Here is a 19,253-nt window from a genome sequence, read left to right as displayed (position 1 = left end):
GGGTGCGCCGCAGCAGGAGCAGCGCCGTGTCGTCCTCGCGGCGGTCGGCGAGCGGGCCGGTCGCTCCGGGGGGCCGCCCCTCTCCGTGCACCCGGCCGCCGGCCGGGCTACTTCTTGTCGAGCACGTCCTGCACCTTGCCGCGCACCTCGTCCGTGGCCAGGCCCCGGATCGTCAGCGTGGTGCGGCGGCGCAGCACGTCGTCCGGGGTCTGGGCCCACTCGTGGTCGCGGGCGTAGGCGACCTGCGCCCAGATCTCCGGCGCGTCCGGGTGGACCCGCTCACCCAGCTCCGGGTTCTCGTTGGCCAGCCGCGCGATGTCGAAGGCCAGCGAACCGTAGTGCGTCGCCAGGTGCCTGGCGGTGTCCGGGGCCATGCGCGGACCGGGCGCCGGGTTGTCGACCAGGAGGCGGTGCGCGACGGCCCGCGGGTTGGCGACACCGGGCAGCGGCAGCCGCTTCGGCAGCTCGTCGATCGGCTCGAAGTCCGCGCCGAGCGGGTGGCCCGGCAGCGACTCCAGCTTCTTCATCACCGTCCGGCCGATGTGGCGGAACGTGGTCCACTTGCCGCCCGCGACGGACAGCATGCCCGCCCGGCCCTCGGTGACGACCGTCTCGCGCTTGGCCTTCGAGGTGTCGCCGGGCCCGCCCGGCAGCACCCGCAGACCGGCGAACGAGTACGTGATGAGGTCCCGCTTCAGCTGCTGGTCTCGGACGGAGAACGCCGCCTCGTCCAGGATCTGGTCGATGTCCTTCTCGGTGACCGAAACCTGCCCCGGGTCGCCCTCGTACTCCTCGTCGGTGGTACCGAGCAGCAGCATGTCCTCCCAGGGGAGGGCGAAGGTGATGCGGTACTTGTCGATCGGGGTGGCGAGCGCCGCCTTCCACGGCGAGGTCCGCTTCAGGACCAGGTGCGCGCCCTTGGAGAGACGGATCGACGGGGCCGCGTCCGGGTCCTCCATCCTGCGCAGGTGGTCGACCCACGGGCCGGTCGCGTTGAGCACGAGCCGCGCGTTCACCCCGAACTCGTCGCCGCTGGTGCGGTCCTTCAGTTCGGCGCCCGTGACCCGGCCCTTGGTGAAGCGCAGGCCCGTGACCTCGGCATGGTTGAGCACGACCGCGCCTGCGTCGACCGCCGCGCGCACCGTCATCAGCGCCATCCGCGCGTCGTTCATCTGGTCGTCGCCGTACACGGCCACGGCCTTGAGGTTCTCGGTGCGCAGCTCGGGCACGTCCTGCTGCGCCTTGGCGGGGGAGAGCAGGTGCCCGACGCCGTCGCCGAACGCCGACAGGGCGCTGTACGCGAAGACGCCCGCGCCCAGCTTGGCCGCGCCGTGCGGGCCGCCCTTGTAGACGGGCAGGTAGAAGGTGAGCGGGTTGGCCAGGTGCGGCGCCACGTTCTTGGACACCGCGCGCCGCTCGAAGTGGTTCTCCGCGACCAGCTTGACCGCGCCGGTCTGCAGGTAGCGCAGACCGCCGTGGAGCAGCTTGGAGGAGGCGGAGGACGTGGCGCCGGCGAAGTCACCGGCGTCGACCAGGGCCACCCTGAGACCGGACTGCGCCGCGTGCCAGGCCGTGGAGATGCCCAGGATGCCGCCGCCGATGACCAGGAGGTCGTACGTCGCCTTGGAAAGCTGCTCGCGGGTCTCGGCGCGGGTCGGGTTCGAGCCGGCGGCCGGGTGCGTTCCGAGGGCAGGCACGGTCTGCAGGGTGGACTGGGTACTCATGGTGGGGCCTTACTCCTCGACAGAGTCGTCATCGAGCCAGCCCATCGACCGTTCGACGGCCTTGAGCCAGCTCTTGTACTCACGGTTGCGGACATCCGCGTCCATACGCGGGGTCCACTCGGCGGCCCGGCGCCAGTTGGCGCGCAGGTCGTCGGTGCTGGACCAGAAGCCGACGGCGAGACCGGCGGCGTAGGCGGCACCGAGGCAGGTCGTCTCGGCGACCATGGGGCGCACCACCGGCGCGTCCAGGAAGTCCGAGAGGGTCTGCATCAGCAGGTTGTTGGAGGTCATGCCGCCGTCGACCTTGAGAGCGGTGAGCTCGACGCCGGAGTCCTTCGTCATGGCGTCGCTGATCTCACGGGTCTGCCAGGCCGTGGCCTCCAGGACGGCGCGCGCGATGTGCGCCTTGGTGACGTACCGGGTCAGACCGGTGATCACACCGCGGGCGTCGGGGCGCCAGTACGGGGCGAAGAGGCCGGAGAAGGCCGGTACGAAGTACGCGCCGCCGTTGTCCTCGACCGACGACGCGAGCGTCTCGATCTCGGCGGCGGACTTGATGAGCCCCATCTGGTCGCGCATCCACTGCACCAGCGAACCGGTGACCGCGATGGAGCCCTCCAGGGCGTAGACCGGCTTCTGGTCGCCGATCTGGTAGCCGACCGTGGTCAGCAGCCCGGAGTAGGAGTTGATGGCCTTGTCACCGGTGTTGATCAGCATGAACGTGCCGGTGCCGTACGTGGACTTGGCCTCGCCCTCGGCGAAACAGGTCTGGCCGAACAGGGCCGCCTGCTGGTCGCCGAGCGCCGAGGCGACGGGGATCCCGCCGAGCACCTCGCCGAGCTCACCCCCGGTGACCTCGCCGTAGACCTCGGCGGAGGAGCGGATCTCGGGCAGCATGTTCATGGGCACGCCGATGGAGGAGCAGATGCGCTCGTCCCACTCCATCCTGTGGAGGTTCATCAGCATGGTGCGCGAGGCGTTGGTGACGTCGGTGACGTGCCGGCCGCCGTTCACCCCGCCCGTCAGGTTCCAGATGACCCAGCTGTCCATCGTGCCGAAGAGGATGTCGCCGGCCTCGGCGCGCTCGCGCAGCCCTTCGACGTTGTCGAGCAGCCAGCGGGCCTTGGGCCCGGCGAAGTACGAGGCGAGCGGCAGGCCCGTCTCGCGGCGGAAGCGGTCCTGCCCGACGTTGCGTCCCAGCTCCCGGCAGAGGGCGTCGGTGCGGGTGTCCTGCCAGACGATGGCGTTGTGGACGGGCTCACCGGTGTTCTTGTCCCACAGCAGCGTCGTCTCGCGCTGGTTGGTGATGCCGATGGCCTTGATGTCGTCGCGGGTGATACCGGCCTTGCGGACGGCGCCGGCCACGACCTCCTGGACATTGGCCCAGATCTCGTTCGCGTCGTGCTCGACCCAGCCCGGTTTCGGGAAGATCTGCTCGTGCTCCTTCTGGTCGACGGAGACGATCCGGCCGTCCTTGTCGAAGACGATGCAGCGGCTGGACGTGGTGCCCTGGTCGATCGCGGCGATGAAGGGGCCTGCGGTGTGTGCGTCGGTCACGGGGTGCTCCTGAAGAAGTCTCTGTGCTCGGGCGGAGTGCTCGCGGTCTCGGTCGGCCTACTTGAACGCGACGTTGTAGAGGCCACCGGCTATGGCGCCGCCGATCAGCGGACCCGCGATCGGGATCCAGGCGTACGACCAGTCGGAGCCGCCCTTGTTGGGCAGCGGCAGGAGCGCGTGCACGATGCGCGGGCCGAGGTCACGGACCGGGTTGATCGCGTACCCCGTCGGACCGCCGAGCGAGAGGCCGATGCCGACGACCACCAGCGCGGTGATCAGGGCACCGAGCGTGCCCAGGCCGTTGCCGCCGTCGTTCAGGCCCTGCGTGAGGATGGCGAGGACCAGCACGACGGTGGCGATGACCTCCGTGATCAGGTTCTGCGCGACGTTGCGGATCTCCGGGCCCGTCGAGAAGACGCCGAGCACGGGACCCGCCTTCGGCGCGGCCTTCTGGTCGACCAGACCCTCGTCGGCCGGCTGCGCCGCGATGACCTCCGGGTCGGTCAGGTGGGCGCGGAACTGTCCGTAATACGTCGCCCAGACCAGCACGGCGCCGATCATCGCGCCGAGCAGCTGTGAGCCCAGGTAGAGCGGTACGTCGCTCCACTTGGTGCCGCCCTCGATGGCGAGACCGATGGTGACCGCCGGGTTCAGATGGGCGCCGGAGACGCCGCCCGCGAGGTAGGCGCCGGTCAGGACCGCGAAGCCCCAACCGAAGGCGATGGCGAGCCAGCCGGCCCCGTACGCCTTCGAGCGCTTGAAAGTGACGGCGGCGCAGACGCCACCGCCCAGCAGGATGAGCACGGCGGTACCGATGGTCTCGCCGATGAAGATGTCGGAGCTGGACACCCGCGACTCCTTTGTCCTTCGTCCAGGGGAAATCCGAACCCCGGGTCCCTCTCCGGTGGTCCGCGCCCAGTGCGGGCGGTTTCGGCCTGGCCTTGTCACACTCTAACGCGTATTGCCGGTAGGTGTTCGACAATGCCGACCGATGGACGCGAGTCTTGCTCCGGGGTCACACGATCGTCAAGGGTTCTGTTATCCAAAGCACGATCGTTATTGATCGAACACGCCTATCGGTGACGCTGTGGTGCTGGACGTGCATCGATGGTCGCGCGGAAAGGTTCACCGTGCACCCTGAAACGCGAAAGCCCCGTCCGGGGACGGGGCGGGCGTGGGGCGGGCGGCCGGTGACGGGGCGGGCCGGATCAGAACCGGCTGGCCCCCAGATCGCGGGAGACGGCACGGGCGCAGTCCCGCACGGCGGCGATCAGCTCGGGCCGCAGGGCGCCCTTGTCGTCGCCCTTGCAGACCCGCTCGACCGCGCCCGTGATCCCCACCGCGCCGACCGGCATCCGGTGCCGGTCGTGGATCGGGGCCGCGACCGAGGCCACGCCCTCCCAGGTCTCTTCGACGTCCTCGGCGTACCCGCGCGCGCGGGTCAGGTCGAGCACCGACTCGAACCCCTCCAGGGTGTCGACCGTGCGCACCGTGAACGGCTTGCGCTCGCTCTCCATCACCTCGCTGTGCGCCACCGGGTCGTACGCGGACAGCACCTTGCCCAGGGCCGTCGAGTGCAGCGGCTGCATCGCCCCGACCTCCAGGACCTGCCGGCTGTCGTCGGGCCGGAAGACGTGGTGCACGATCAGCACGCCCTGCTGGTGCAGCACGCCCAGATAGACGGCCTCACCGCTGGAGCGGGCCAGATCGTCCGTCCACACCAGCGCGCGCGCCCGCAGCTCGTGCACGTCCAGGTAGCTGTTGCCCAGGCGCAGCAGCTCGGCGCCGAGCTGATAGCGGCCCGACGCCGCGTCCTGCTCCACGAACCCCTCGGCCTGCAGCGTGCGCAGGATGCCGTGGGCCGTGCCCTTGGCGAGGCCGACGGCGGAGGCGATGTCGGAGAGCCCGAGCCGCCGCTCACCGCCCGCGAGGAGCCGGAGCATCGCCGCCGCCCGTTCGAGCGACTGGATGTTGCGTGCCATCGCAGCCTCGTCCTCCTCGGTTCCTCTCGCGGCGACCGGTGTCGCCAAGCACGTTCGACAATGCTGAACAGTATCGGTCGTTACCGACCCCGGCTAATACGGCGTGCGCACATATTTCCCGCCGATTCCGGCCGCGGGTCGCTCCCGGACAGTGTGACCCGGTTGCGCCGGGCGGCGTTCCACGGCGTGGACGCCTCCCCCCACCGCCCCGGGTCCCGGCTACCCTGGCCGGGTGCGCCTCCAGCAGTGGAGCCGCAAAGCCGACAGCCGTCGCACCTCAGGGAGCACTTTCATGGCCTCGTTGCCAACGCCCGCCGCCGATCCCCGCGCCCGCGTGGACGCCCTCCGTGAAGCCCTCGCCACGCGTGTCGTGGTGGCCGACGGCGCGATGGGCACCATGCTCCAGGCGCAGGACCCCACCCTCGACGACTTCCAGCAGCTCGAGGGCTGCAACGAGATCCTGAACGTCACGCGCCCCGACATCGTGCGCTCGGTCCACGAGGCGTACTTCGCGGTGGGCGTGGACTGCGTGGAGACGAACACGTTCGGCGCGAACCATGCGGCGCTGGGCGAGTACGACATTGCCGAGCGGGTCTTCGAGCTGTCCGAGTCCGGTGCCCGGGTGGCCCGCGAGGTCGCGGACACCTTCACGGCCTCGACCGGGCAGCAGCGCTGGGTCCTCGGTTCGATGGGCCCGGGCACCAAGCTGCCCACCCTCGGCCACGCCCCCTTCACGACCCTGCGTGACGCCTATCAGCGCAACGCGGAGGGGCTGATCGCGGGTGGCGCCGACGCACTGCTGATCGAGACGACGCAGGACCTGCTCCAGACGAAGGCGTCGGTGATCGGCGCCCGCCGCGCCCTGGAGGCCACCGGCACGAACCTGCCGGTGATCTGCTCGGTGACGGTCGAGACGACCGGCACCATGCTGCTGGGCTCCGAGATCGGCGCGGCGCTGACGGCCCTGGAGCCGCTGGGCATCGACATGATCGGCCTGAACTGCGCGACGGGCCCGGCCGAGATGAGCGAGCACCTGCGCTACCTCTCCCGCCACGCCCGCATCCCGATCTCGGCGATGCCGAACGCGGGCCTGCCGGTGCTGACCAAGGACGGCGCGCACTACCCGTTGTCGGCCGAGGAGCTGGCGGACGCGCAGGAGACGTTCGTGCGTGAGTACGGGCTGTCGCTGGTGGGCGGCTGCTGCGGTACGACGCCGGAGCACTTGCGCCAGGTGGTGGAGCGCGTGCGCGGGGCGCAGCCCTCGCCGCGTGAGCCGCGCCCCGAGCCGGGCGCCGCCTCCCTCTACCAGACGGTCCCGTTCCGTCAGGACACCGCCTACATGGCGATCGGGGAGCGGACGAACGCCAACGGTTCGAAGAAGTTCCGCGAGGCGATGCTCGAAGCCCGCTGGGACGACTGCGTGGAGATGGCCCGCGACCAGATCCGCGAGGGCGCGCACATGCTCGACCTGTGCGTGGACTACGTAGGCCGCGACGGCGTCGCCGACATGGCGGAACTCGCCGGCCGCTTCGCCACCGCCTCCACGCTGCCTATCGTGCTGGACTCCACCGAGGTGCCGGTGCTGCGGGCCGGGCTGGAGAAGCTCGGCGGGCGCGCGGTGTTGAACTCGGTGAACTACGAGGACGGCGACGGCCCCGAGTCCAGGTTCGCGAAGGTCACGCAGCTGGCGCAGGAACATGGCGCCGCGCTGATCGCGCTGACCATCGACGAGGAGGGCCAGGCCCGCACGGTCGAGCACAAGGTCGCCATCGCGGAGCGCCTGATCGAGGACCTCACGACGAACTGGGGCATCCACGAGTCGGACCTCCTCATCGACTGCCTGACGTTCACGATCTGTACGGGTCAGGAGGAGTCCCGCAAGGACGGCATCGCGACGATCGAGGCGATCCGCGAACTCAAGCGGCGCCACCCGGATGTGCAGACCACGCTGGGCCTGTCGAACATCTCCTTCGGCCTCAATCCGGCCGCGCGGATCGTCCTGAACTCGGTGTTCCTGGACGAGTGTGTGAAGGCCGGCCTGGATTCGGCGATCGTGCACGCCTCGAAGATCCTGCCGATCGCACGGTTCGACGAGGAGCAGGTGCAGACCGCCCTCGACCTCATCTACGACCGGCGCGCGGAGGGCTATGACCCGCTGCAGAAGCTGATGGCGCTCTTCGAGGGAGCCACCGCCAAGTCGCTGAAGGCGGGCAAGGCGGAGGAGCTGGCCGCGCTGCCGCTGGAGGAGCGGCTCAAGGCGCGCATCATCGACGGCGAGAAGAACGGCCTGGAGCAGGACCTCGCGGAAGCCCTGGAGACCACGCCCGCCCTCGACATCGTCAACAACACGCTCCTCGAGGGCATGAAGGTCGTCGGTGAGCTGTTCGGGTCGGGGCAGATGCAGCTGCCGTTCGTGTTGCAGTCGGCTGAGGTGATGAAGACCGCGGTGGCCTATCTGGAGCCGCACATGGAGAAGTCCGACGCGGAGGGCAAGGGCACGATCGTGCTGGCCACCGTGCGCGGCGACGTCCACGACATCGGCAAGAACCTCGTCGACATCATCCTGTCCAACAACGGCTACAACGTCGTCAACCTGGGCATCAAGCAGCCCGTCTCCGCGATCCTGGAAGCCGCCGAGGAGCACCGGGCCGACGTCATCGGCATGTCCGGCCTCCTGGTCAAGTCCACCGTGATCATGAAGGAGAACCTCCAGGAGCTCAACCAGCGCAAGATGGCCGCCGACTACCCCGTCATCCTCGGCGGCGCCGCCCTCACCCGCGCCTACGTCGAGCAGGACCTCCACGAGATCTACGAGGGCGAAGTCCGCTACGCCCGCGACGCGTTCGAGGGCCTGCGTCTGATGGACGCCCTGATCGCGGTCAAGCGGGGCGTGCCCGGCGCCGCCCTGCCCGAACTCAGGCAACGCCGCGTCAAGGCGAGCACCGCCGTCATCGAGGAGCAGCCCGACGAGGGGCCCGCCCGCTCCGACGTCGCCGTGGACAACCCCGTCCCCGAGCCGCCGTTCCGCGGCACCCGCGTCATCAAGGGCATCCAGCTCAAGGAGTACGCCTCCTGGCTCGACGAGGGCGCCCTGTTCAAGGGCCAGTGGGGCCTGAAGCAGGCCAGGACCGGGAGCGGGCCCACGTACGAGGAGCTGGTGGAGAGCGAGGGCCGCCCGCGGCTGCGCGGCTGGCTCGACGAGCTGCACACCAAGAACATGCTGGAGGCGGCCGTCGTCTACGGCTACTTCCCGTGCGTGTCCAAGGGCGACGACCTGATCGTCCTGGACGACGAGGGCAACGAGCGGACCCGCTTCACCTTCCCGCGCCAGCGCCGCGGCCGCCGGCTGTGCCTCGCCGACTTCTTCCGCCCGGAGGAGTCCGGCGAGATCGACGTCGTCGGGTTCCAGGTGGTCACCGTCGGCTCGAAGATCGGCGAGGCCACCGCCGGGCTGTTCGCCGCCGACTCCTACCGCGACTACCTCGAACTGCACGGCCTGTCCGTCCAGTTGGCCGAGGCGCTCGCCGAGTACTGGCACGCCCGCGTCCGCTCCGAACTCGGCTTCGCCGGCGAGGACCCGGAGGCGATGGAGGACATGTTCGCCCTGAAGTACCGGGGTGCCCGCTTCTCCCTCGGCTACGGCGCCTGCCCGAACCTGGAGGACCGCGCCAAGATCGCCGCGCTGCTCGAACCCGAGCGGATCGGCGTCCACCTCTCCGAGGAGTTCCAGCTCCACCCCGAGCAGTCCACCGACGCCATCGTCATCCACCACCCCGAGGCGAAGTACTTCAACGCGCGCTGACCCGTCCCGTCGTACACTGGTCGGTCCAGCGCAGGCCGGTCGCTCTCCCGCTCAGGGAGGGTGACCGGCCTTCTCGTCCCTTCACGGAGGTGTACTCGGATGACCAGTACGGTCCCCGCACTCGGTACCCGAACGGCCGAAGGCTCCGCGCTCCAGGCCGTGCTCCTCGACATGGACGGAACGCTCGTCGACACCGAGGGCTTCTGGTGGGACGCCGAGAGCGCCGTCTTCGCCGCGCTCGGACACACCCTCGACCCCGCCTGGAAGCAGATCGTCGTGGGCGGCCCCATGACCCGCAGCGCGGGCTTCCTCATCGAGGCGACCGGCGCCGACATCACGATCCCCGAAGTGACCGTGCTGCTCAACGACGCCTTCGAACGGCGCATCGGCGGCTCGCTGCCGCTGATGCCGGGCGCCGCGAGACTCCTCGCCGAACTGGCCGCGCACGAGGTGCCCACCGCTCTCGTCTCCGCCTCGCACCGGCGCATCATCGACCGGGTCCTGGACTCGATCGGCGCCCACCACTTCCGCCTCACCGTGGCCGGGGACGAGGTCACCCGCACCAAGCCCCACCCCGAGCCCTACCTGACCGCCGCCACCGGGCTCGGCGCCGAACCCGCCCGCTGCGCCGTCATCGAGGACACCGCCACCGGCGTCGCCGCCGCCGAGGCCGCCGGGTGCCACGTCGTCGCCGTCCCCTCCCTGACGCCCATCGAGCCGGCCCGCCGGCGCACCGTCGTGCCCTCCCTGGTCCACGTCAACCTGCCTTTCCTCCAGGGCCTGATGACGGCCTGACGGGTTCCGGCGTGACCGAATCACCGTGCCTGCCACCCCCGTTGAATGTGTGAGCTTTCCCACTCGACCGGGGGTCGACAGGTGGCACGGGCCGTGCTGCGCAACCGCTTCGACGGCTCCGAGGCATGACCATGTGTCCCGATTGGTCGCCCCCTGAGCCGAACCTTCCTCCTGAGGTGTTTTCGGTGCGTCCACGCCCGGTTCCGCTCCGTGATGACCGCGGGGTTCCGGCCCCTGCGGGCCGCGGCGGCGCGCCCATTAATGTCGTCGCGAGAACATCGCCGTAGCCCTCCCGTGTCCCGCGCGCACCACCCCCGCGCCCCGGCCACGGGTTTCGACAGCTCTGGAGAATCACGAGCATGAACCGCAAGACTTTGGTGCTGCCGGCAGTGATCGGCATGCTCGCCCCCGTGCTTGTCGCCTGTGGCGGGTCCGACAGTGGGAGCGAGAGCGGCGACGGGATCGCCGTGGGCACCACCGACCGGTTCATGGTGTCGAAGGCGGTCCCCGCCCCCTTCGACCCCGCGTACGCCTATGACGTCGGCTCCTGGAACGTGCTGCGCCAGACTCTGCAGACGCTGATGGCCATGCCCCGCAGCGGCAGCGGCGACCCGGTGCCCGAAGCCGCCGAGAGCTGCATCTTCACCGACAGCGGCAGCGAGCGGTACGTGTGCAAGCTGCGCAAGGACCTGAAGTTCGCCGACGGCAGCCCGGTCACCGCCGCCGACGTGAAGTTCTCCATCGACCGGGTCCGCGCCATCAAGAGCGACAGCAAGGTGTACAGCCTGCTCTCCACGATCGACACGATCGAGACGCAGGGCGACCGCGAGGTGGTCTTCCACCTCAACACGCCGGACGCGACCTTCCCGTACAAGCTGGCCACGCCCACCGCCGGCATCGTCAACCCCGACGACTACGCGAAGTCGTCGCTGCGCAAGGGCGTCGAGGTGGACGGCTCCGGCCCGTACACGATGAAGGCCGAGGTGAAGAACGACACCGTCGTCAAGACCGTCTTCACCAAGAACCCCCACTACAAGGGGCAGTTGAAGCCGAAGAACGACGAGGTGAGCCTGGTCTCCTTCGACAGCGCCGACGCCATGGGCAAGGCGCTGGCGAAGGGTGACGTCGACGTGATGACGCGCGCCATGTCCCCGGAGCAGATCAAAACGTACTCGACGAACCCGCCGGAGAACGTCAACCTGCTCGAGATGCCGGGCATGGAGATCCGCTACATAGGCTTCAACACCGCCTCGGGCAGCACCAAGTCCAAGGCCGTCCGCCAGGCCATGGCGCAGGTCGTGGACCGCGGCGAACTCGCGGCCAGCGTCTACGGCACCACCGCCGAGCCGCTGTACTCCCTGGTGCCCGCGGGCATCACCGGCCACCAGAACTCGTTCTTCAACAAGTACGGCGACGCGGACAAGGCGAAGGCCACCCAGACGCTGAACGACGCGAACATCACCACGCCGGTCAAGTTCACCATGCACTACACGACCGACCACTACGGTTCGGCCACCAAGAAGGAGTTCGAGGTCCTGCAGAAGCAGCTCAACGCGAGCGGCCTCTTCGACGTCGACATCAAGGGCGACGTCTGGGACACGTTCCGCGCCGCCGAACTCAAGGGCAAGTACGACGTCTACGGCATGGGCTGGTTCCCCGACTTCCCCGACGCCGACAGCTTCCTCGCGCCCTTCCTCGACAAGGACAACACGCTCGCCTCCCCCTACGCGAACAGCCGCATCCGGGGCGAGCTGATCCCCGCGGAGCGCCGCGAGGCCGACCGGCTCACCGCGTCCAAGAGCCTGCAGCTGATCCAGAACATCGTCGCCGACGACGTGCCGATCCTGCCGCTGTGGCAGGGCAAGCAGTACGTCGCCGCGCGCGACGACATCACGGGTGTGGAGCGGACGCTGTCCTCCTCCGCCGTCCTCCAGCTGTGGGAACTGGACCGCGGCATCAGCGAGTGACCCGCCAGGGGCCGGCCCCGAAGCCGCGGCCGGCCCCGCCCCGTACCGCACGATCGAACGACAGGGCACGTACGTGAGAAAACGCAACCAGTGGCTGAACCTGCCCCTAGGAGCGGCACTCGCCGCGGCACTGCTGACCGGCTGCGGCGCGGACCAGGGCGGCTCCGGTTCCACCGGCGACGCCGTGGTCATGGGCATGTCCGACGAGATCCAGGCCACCGACCCGGCCTCCGGCTACGACCCGGGCTCCTGGCTGCTGTTCAACAACGTCTTCCAGTCGCTGCTCAGCTTCCCCAACGGAGGCACCGAGCCGCAGCCCGAGGCCGCCAAGGAGTGCCACTTCAGCGACTCGGCCACCAAGGTCTACTCCTGCACCCTGCGCGCGGGCCTGAAGTTCAGTAACGGCGACGCGCTCACGGCGAAGGACGTCAAGTTCTCCTTCGACCGCATGCGCAACATCAACGACGACGCCGGCCCCGCCATCATGTTCCCGATGCTGGACAAGGTCGAGACGCCGGACGAGTCCACCGTCGTGTTCCACCTCAAGTACGCCGACGCCACCTTCCCCAGCAAGATCGCCTCCGGCGCCGGCTCGATCGTCGACCACACCGCGTACCCGGCCGACGCCCTGCGCACCGACGGCAAGGCCGTCGGCTCCGGCCCCTACCGGCTCGACGCGTTCGGCAAGGACGAGGCGGCCTTCTCGGTCAACGACAAGTACCGGGGCACCGCCGAGGCCAAGAACACCGGTGTCACCCTGAAGCTCTTCCACGGCGACCAGGCGGGCCTGAAGAAGTCCCTGCTCGACGGGGACGTCGACCTCGCCTACCGCGGCCTCGCCGCCAAGGACATCGCCGACATCCAGGCGGCCACCGGCAAGGACGCCGGCGCCGCCCAGGACATCGACGTCGTCGAGGGCACCAGCGCCGAGGTCCAGCACCTCGTCTTCAACATGAAGGACCCGGTCGCCGGCAAGCTCGCCGTACGCAAGGCGATGGCCTACCTGATCGACCGCGACGCCCTCATCGACCAGGTCTACGACAACACCGCGACCTCGCTGTACTCGATCATCCCGGCGGGCATCAGCGGCCACAACACCGCCTTCTTCGACACCTACGGCGCCCACCCCTCGAAAAGCCGGGCCCGCGCCGCGCTGGAGTCCGGCGGCGTCACCGGCAAGGTGAAGCTGACGCTCTGGTCCACACCGTCACGCTACGGACCGGCCACCGACGCCGAGTTGAAGGCCATCGCCGGACAGCTCAACGCCAGTGGCCTCTTCGACGCGGACGTGAAGTCCGTCGCCTTCGCCCAGTACGAGCGGGACATCAAGTCCGGCAAGTACGGCGTCTACGTCAAGGGCTGGGTCCCGGACTACCCGGACCCGGACAACTTCACCCAGCCGTTCTTCGGCGCCGGCAACGTCCTGGCGAACCACTACACCAACAGTGCCACCACCGGCACGATCATCCCGCAGACCGGCGCCCAGAGCGACCGCGCCAGCACCGCCAAGCAGTACGAGCAGCTCCAGGACATCGTCGCCCAGCAGCTGCCGATCCTGCCGGTCTGGCAGGCCAAGCAGTACGCCGTCGCCCGCGACAGCGTCTACGGCCTGGAGAACTGCCTCGACGCCTCGACCGTCTTCCGCTTCTGGGAGATCAGCAAGGGCTGACCCGCTCCTCACACCAGGCGCACGCGAAAGGCGGCGGTCACCTTCCGGGTGACCGCCGCCTTCGCGTAGGCGCGTACGTATGTGGAGTCCTACGGGACACCGGACACGGCCACCTACTGGGCGCCGGGCCGGACCAGACCGCTCTCGTACGCGTACACGGCCGCCTGCACCCGGTCGCGCAGGCCCAGCTTGGTCAGCACGTGACCGACATGGGTCTTCACGGTCGTCTCGCTCACGAAGAGGTCGGCGGCGATCTCCGCGTTCGACAGACCCCGCGCCACCAGCTTCAGCACCTCGACCTCGCGCTCGGTCAGCGTGTGCAGCGTGTCCGGCACCGGCTCGTCGCCCGAGGGGAGATGGTCCGCGTACTTGTCGAGCAGCCGGCGCGTGATGCTCGGCGCGAGCATCGCCTCCCCGCCGGCGACCACGCGGATCGCCTGCACCAGCTCGTTGGCCGGGGCGTCCTTCAGCAGGAAGCCGCTGGCCCCCGCCTTCAGCGCCTCCACCACGTACTCGTCCAGGTCGAACGTCGTCAGGACCAGCACCTTCGCCGGGCCGTCCTTGTCCGGGCCGGTGATCTGCCGGGTCGCCTCCACCCCGTCCATCCGCGGCATCCGGATGTCCATGAGCACCACATCGGGCTGCAGCGCCCGGACCTGGTCGAGGGCCTGGAGCCCGTCACCGGCCTCACCGACGACCGCGATCTCCTGCTCGGCCTCCAGGATCATGCGGAAGCCGGTGCGCAGCAGCGGCTGGTCATCGACCAGTAGGACGCGGATGGCCACGAAACTCTCCTTCGATAGTCCCGGCCCATTCTGCCCTGCTAGCCCTCGCCGGACGCGGCCACCCTGACCGGAAGCGGGTACGGCGGCGGGGTCCCGCCGAATTCCGGGCACACCGCCTGGTGGTCGCACCACCCGCACAGCTTCGTCGGCCGCGGCCGCCACTCGCCGGTCTCGGTGGCCTCCTTGATCGCGTCCCACAGCGCGTGCAGCTTGCGCTCCACCCGCTCCAGATCGGCGATCACCGGGTCGTACGTCACCACGTCCCCGCTGCCGAGGTAGACCAGCTGGAGCCGGCGCGGCACCACGTTCTTCAGCCGCCACACCACCAGCGCGTAGAACTTCATCTGGAACAGCGCGCCCTCGGCGTACTCGGGGCGAGGCGCCTTGCCCGTCTTGTAGTCGACGATCCGCACCTCGCCGGTGGGCGCCACGTCGACCCGGTCGATGATCCCGCGCAGCTTGAGCCCCGACTCCAGCTCGGCCTCGACGAACAGCTCGCGCTCGGCGGGCTCCAGGCGGGTCGGGTCCTCCAGCGTGAACCAGCGCTCGACGAGCCGCTCCGCGTCGCCGAGCCAGCGCGTCATCCGCTCGCCCTCGGCGTCGTCGGCGAACAGCTCACCGAGCTCCGGCCGCGACTCCCGCAGCCGGTCCCACTGACCCGGGATCAGCGACTTGGCGCGCGGCGCGGTCCGCTCCCCGGCCGGCGCGTCGAACAGTCTCTCCAGCACGGCGTGGACCAGCGTGCCCCGCGTCGCCGCCTCGCTCGGCTTCTGGGGCAGCTTGTCGATCACCCGGAACCGGTACAGCAAGGGGCACTGCATGAAATCGCTCGCGCGCGAGGGCGAGAGCGAGGCCGGCGCGACGGCCGTCACGGCGACGGCGACGGCAGGGGCGTCAGGGGTGACAGGGGCGTCTGGGGCGTCAGAGGTGACAGGGGTGACTTCTGGGGCAGGGGTGACTGTGATGACCTCGGTGGTCACCGCCGTGCCGGGGCCGCTCCCGACACCGCTGTCGGCGCCGGACGCCGGGCTCGTCCCCGGTCCCGGCTCGGTACTGGTCTCCATGTCCCACGACGATACGGCCCGCCACCGACACTCAGGCACCTGCGCCTCCCCGGCGTCTTGGCTAGCGTGGCCCGGGGGAGTCGACGGGGGCTGCCGGACACCGTCCGCATACCATCGACGCCAGAACGTCCCGCCCCGGCGGGAGACGCTCGAACGAGGGGACCGAGGGATCACCGTGGACGAGAGCGGGCAGCCGCAGTCCGGCACCGGCGGGGCGACGCCGCCCGCGCAGAGCACCGGGGGGCGTCCCGCGCAGGCCCGACCCCAGCACGCGACCCCGCCCCCCGGGCAGGACGCGCCCGAGCGACAGCCCACCCCCGACCTCCCCACTCCGCCCGCGCAGCCAGCGCCGGGTGCCTCGATGCCGCCCGGCCACGATTCGGACGAGCAGCCCGCGCGCCCCGCCCCGGGCGATGCGAGCCCGGCCGCGCAGTCGGACCCGGGTGCTTCGACCCCGTCGGACCGCCCCGGCCCGGACGACACACCCCCGGCCGCGCAGCCGGCCCCGGGTGCCTCGATGCCGCCCGGCCACGATTCGGACGAGCAGCCCGCGCGCCCCGCCCCGGGCGACGCGAGCCCGGCCGCGCAGTCGGACCCGGGTGTCCCGGACGACACGCCCCCCGCCGCACCGTCGCAACCCGGCGCTTCGACCCCGCCCGGCCAGGACCCGGCCGCGCAGCCCACCCCACCCGGCCCCGACGAAGCGGCGCAGCCCCAGCCCGGCCCCCGCGATGCGGCGCAGCCCCCGCAAGACCCGGCCGGTGACCCCGAGGCCCGCGCGGGGAGCGCGCCGGCGGGGAGTCCCTACGACACCCACCCCGACCGCGCCGCCGCCACCTCCGGGACCCGCAAGGGCCCGGCCAAGCCGCCACCCAACCCGCGCGGCGGCATCCTCATGGGCCGCCCCTTCGGCGTACCGGTGTACGTCGCCCCCAGCTGGTTCCTCGTGGCCGCGCTGATCACCTGGGTCTTCGGCGGCCAGCTCGACCGCGTGCTACCCGAGCTCGGCGCCGCCCGCTACCTCGTCGCCCTGTTCTTCGCGGTCGCCTTCTACGCCTCCGTCCTCGTCCACGAACTCGCCCACGTCGTGGCCGCCCTGCGCTTCAAGCTCCCGGTCCGCCGCATTCAGCTGCAGTTCTTCGGCGGGGTCTCCGAGATCGAGAAGGAGTCGGAGACCCCGGGCCGCGAGTTCGTCCTCGCCTTCGTCGGGCCCCTGCTCTCCCTCGTCCTGTCCGGCGTCTTCTACCTCTGCATGATGGCGGTCGAGCCCGGCACCGTCCCGGGCGTGCTCCTGGCGGGCCTGATGGTCTCCAACCTCATCGTCGCCGTCTTCAACCTCCTGCCCGGCCTCCCCCTGGACGGCGGCCGCATGCTCCGCGCCGTCGTCTGGAAGCTCACCGGCAAGCCCATGAGCGGCACGATCGCCGCCGCCTGGGTCGGCCGCGCCCTCGCCGTCACCGTCCTCATCGGCCTGCCCCTGCTCACCCAGTCCGGCGCCCTCGGCGAGAGCGCCGAGGACGTCAGCGGCATGGACACCGTCACCGACGCCCTGCTCGCCGCGATCCTCGCCGCGATCATCTGGACCGGCGCCGGCAACAGCCTGCGCATGGCCCGGCTGCGCGAACACCTCCCCGAACTGCGCGCCCGCACCCTCACCCGCCGCGCGGTCCCCGTCGCGGCCGCGACCCCCCTCTCCGAAGCGCTGCGCCGCGCCAACGAGTCGGGCGCCCGCGCCCTCGTCGTCGTCGACGCCGACGGCGAACCCCGCTCCCTGGTCCGGGAGGCCGCCATCGTCGGCGTCCCCGAACACCGCCGCCCCTGGGTCCCGGTCAGCGGCCTCGCCCAGGACCTCACGGACGGCATGCGCGTCTCCGCCGAACTCGCGGGGGAGGACCTCCTCGACACCCTGCGCGCCGCCCCGGCCACCGAGTACCTCGTCGTCGAGAACAACGGCGCGATCTACGGCGTCCTCTCCGCCGCCGACGTCGAACGCGCGTTCGTGAAAGCCATGGCCCGGCCCGCGTAGAGCCCCCGCGGACCAGATGGTCGGCGGCCCCCGCCAGGGCCGGTAGGCTGGTCACATGTCCGAACCGACCGGTGCCGCCCGCCGACGCGGGCCCTTCAAGGTCGGGGACCAGGTACAGCTGACCGACCCCAAGGGCCGCCACTACACGTTCACGCTCGAAGAGGGAAAGAACTTCCACACCCACAAGGGTTCCTTCCCGCACGACGAGCTGATCGGCGCACCCGAGGGCAGCGTTGTCCGCACCACCGGAAACGTCGCCTACCTCGCGCTGCGCCCCCTGCTCCCCGACTACGTCCTGTCCATGCCCCGCGGCGCCGCCGTGGTCTACCCCAAGGACGCGGGGCAGATCCTGGCCTTCGCCGACATCTTCCCCGGCGCACGCGTCGTCGAGGCGGGCGTGGGTTCCGGGTCGCTCAGCAGCTTCCTGCTGCGCGCCATCGGCGACGAGGGCATGCTGCACTCCTATGAGCGCCGCGAGGACTTCGCCGAGATCGCCAAGGGCAACGTGGAGCGCTACTTCGGCGGCCCGCACCCGGCCTGGCAGCTGACCGTCGGCGATCTCCAGGACAACCTCACCGACGGCGACGTCGACCGCGTCATCCTGGACATGCTCGCCCCCTGGGAGTGCCTGGACGTCGTCAAGAAGGCGCTCGTCCCCGGCGGCATCCTCTGCTGCTACGTCGCCACGACCACCCAGCTCGCCCGCACCGTCGAGTCCATCCGCGAGATCGGCTGCTTCAACGAGCCCACCGCGTGGGAGTCGATGATCCGCAACTGGCACGTCGAGGGCCTGGCCGTGCGCCCGGACCACCGGATGATCGGCCACACCGGCTTCCTGCTGACCGCCCGCCGCCTCGCGGACGGCGTCGAGCCGCCCATGCGCCGCCGCCGCCCCGCCAAGGGCGCCTACGGCGAGGACTACGACGGCCCGAACGCCGACGGAGGCAGCCGCGGCCGCTGAGCCGACGACCGGCCCCGCACCACCGCACAACGCACCGGCGCCGCCACCGAGTTCCCGCCCGCCCGGGGGAACTCGGCGGCGGCGCCCGCGCGTTGACCCAGCGGCAGCACCACGGCCCGGAACGCTCCGGGTGAGAACGAGACCCCGCCGTTCCCCCGCATTGTGACCTATGGCACGATGCTGGCCACCCCCACCGGCACAGCCCTCACAGGAGACACTCCTCGTGCAGCAACCCGCCGTCCCGGAACTGGCGCACACCACCACCCGGCCCATCCACTGGCTGGCCACCGCGGCGGCGCTCGCCGCCGTCGTGGCGGCCTCCGGCTTCCTCCAGCCCGGCGCGGCCACCGCGGCCCAGGCCGACGCCGCGGCGGGAGCTCGCAGCACCGCACACGCCGTCACCCCGCCCGATCCGGCCGCCGTCCACTTCCCGCTCAACTGCGGGCCGGTCAAGGTCGTCGTCCAGAAGCAGGCCGCCGGCGACCTCGACGGCGACGGCCGGCCCGAGACGGTCGCCGTCGTCCGCTGCGACGCGGGCTCCGGCACCCCGCCCAACGGGGTCTACGTCCTCACCCAGCCCCCCGGGGCCAAGCCCCGGATCGTCGCCACCCTCGTCGACCCGAAGGACGCCTTCTCCGTCAGCGCCTTCGCCGTCCAGGACGGAGCCGTCACGGCGACGCTCGACGGCTACTCGTCCGACGCGGTCCCGCGCTACCGGCCCGACATCCACGACAAAGCCACCTGGCAGTGGAAGGGCGGGGCGTTCGTCCGCTCTCCCCAGGCAGCCGCCAGCAGCGTCTGAAACCGACGCAGAGGGCCCTGGACGCCGGTCCACCGGCGTCACGGGCTGTCGATGCGCCCCGCGCTCTCCCCGTTCGCGCCTGTCATGAGCGGTTCACTCCACTCCATTCTGGTCATGAC

Annotated in this window: 13 protein-coding genes; 7 read left to right on the top strand and 6 right to left on the bottom strand. The window is 70.8% G+C overall.

Annotation, left to right across the window (positions count from 1 at the left end):
* Window positions 1-107: 107 nt before the first annotated feature.
* The 4 genes from ABZY33_RS33805 to ABZY33_RS33790 form a co-directional block, all read right to left on the bottom strand.
* On the bottom strand, window positions 108-1,724 hold the full coding sequence (locus tag ABZY33_RS33805) for a glycerol-3-phosphate dehydrogenase/oxidase (protein WP_356495540.1): 1,617 nt from the start codon (window positions 1,722-1,724) through the stop codon (window positions 108-110).
* Window positions 1,725-1,733: 9 nt separating this feature from the next.
* Window positions 1,734-3,281: a glycerol kinase GlpK gene (glpK, locus tag ABZY33_RS33800; RefSeq protein WP_356495539.1), complete on the bottom strand. Its 1,548-nt coding sequence runs from the start codon at window positions 3,279-3,281 to the stop codon at window positions 1,734-1,736.
* Between the two features lie 57 nt (window positions 3,282-3,338).
* On the bottom strand, window positions 3,339-4,130 hold the full coding sequence (locus ABZY33_RS33795; protein ID WP_356495538.1) for an MIP/aquaporin family protein: 792 nt from the start codon (window positions 4,128-4,130) through the stop codon (window positions 3,339-3,341).
* Window positions 4,131-4,489: 359 nt separating this feature from the next.
* Window positions 4,490-5,263 (bottom strand): IclR family transcriptional regulator, encoded by a 774-nt coding sequence (locus ABZY33_RS33790; protein WP_356495537.1) that lies wholly within the window; start codon window positions 5,261-5,263, stop codon window positions 4,490-4,492.
* Window positions 5,264-5,555: 292 nt separating this feature from the next.
* Between ABZY33_RS33790 and metH the strand changes: the two genes are divergently transcribed.
* From metH to ABZY33_RS33770, 4 genes are all read left to right on the top strand, one after another.
* Window positions 5,556-9,065 (top strand): methionine synthase, encoded by a 3,510-nt coding sequence (gene metH, locus ABZY33_RS33785; protein ID WP_356495536.1) that lies wholly within the window; start codon window positions 5,556-5,558, stop codon window positions 9,063-9,065.
* Between the two features lie 99 nt (window positions 9,066-9,164).
* Window positions 9,165-9,860, top strand: a complete 696-nt coding sequence (locus ABZY33_RS33780; protein WP_356495535.1) for an HAD family phosphatase — start codon at window positions 9,165-9,167, stop codon at window positions 9,858-9,860.
* 359 nt (window positions 9,861-10,219) lie between these two features.
* Window positions 10,220-11,827: an ABC transporter substrate-binding protein gene (locus ABZY33_RS33775; protein ID WP_356495534.1), complete on the top strand. Its 1,608-nt coding sequence runs from the start codon at window positions 10,220-10,222 to the stop codon at window positions 11,825-11,827.
* 73 nt (window positions 11,828-11,900) lie between these two features.
* Window positions 11,901-13,496: an ABC transporter substrate-binding protein gene (locus ABZY33_RS33770; RefSeq protein ID WP_356495533.1), complete on the top strand. Its 1,596-nt coding sequence runs from the start codon at window positions 11,901-11,903 to the stop codon at window positions 13,494-13,496.
* Between the two features lie 113 nt (window positions 13,497-13,609).
* On the opposite strand, the gene ABZY33_RS33765 is transcribed toward ABZY33_RS33770, so the two are convergent.
* Window positions 13,610-14,281, bottom strand: coding sequence for a response regulator transcription factor (locus tag ABZY33_RS33765; protein WP_356495532.1), 672 nt, complete (start codon window positions 14,279-14,281; stop codon window positions 13,610-13,612).
* 38 nt (window positions 14,282-14,319) lie between these two features.
* A complete protein-coding gene (locus tag ABZY33_RS33760; RefSeq protein WP_356495531.1) occupies window positions 14,320-15,345 on the bottom strand; it encodes a RecB family exonuclease in 1,026 nt (341 codons plus the stop codon).
* 175 nt (window positions 15,346-15,520) lie between these two features.
* Between ABZY33_RS33760 and ABZY33_RS33755 the strand changes: the two genes are divergently transcribed.
* The 3 genes from ABZY33_RS33755 to ABZY33_RS33745 all read left to right on the top strand — a co-directional run bounded on the left by ABZY33_RS33755 (window position 15,521) and on the right by ABZY33_RS33745 (window position 19,134).
* Window positions 15,521-17,371 carry a site-2 protease family protein gene (locus ABZY33_RS33755; RefSeq protein ID WP_356495530.1) on the top strand — a complete coding sequence of 617 codons (1,851 nt, stop codon included), beginning with the start codon at window positions 15,521-15,523 and terminating at the stop codon, window positions 17,369-17,371.
* A 55-nt stretch (window positions 17,372-17,426) separates the two neighbouring features.
* On the top strand, window positions 17,427-18,332 hold the full coding sequence (locus ABZY33_RS33750; RefSeq protein WP_356495529.1) for a tRNA (adenine-N1)-methyltransferase: 906 nt from the start codon (window positions 17,427-17,429) through the stop codon (window positions 18,330-18,332).
* Between the two features lie 223 nt (window positions 18,333-18,555).
* On the top strand, window positions 18,556-19,134 hold the full coding sequence (locus ABZY33_RS33745) for a hypothetical protein (RefSeq protein WP_356495528.1): 579 nt from the start codon (window positions 18,556-18,558) through the stop codon (window positions 19,132-19,134).
* Window positions 19,135-19,253 lie beyond the last annotated feature (119 nt).

The organism is Streptomyces sp. NPDC006552, assembly GCF_040611655.1.
Lineage (GTDB): Bacteria > Actinomycetota > Actinomycetes > Streptomycetales > Streptomycetaceae > Streptomyces.
This window is presented reverse-complemented; position numbering and strand designations above follow the sequence as displayed.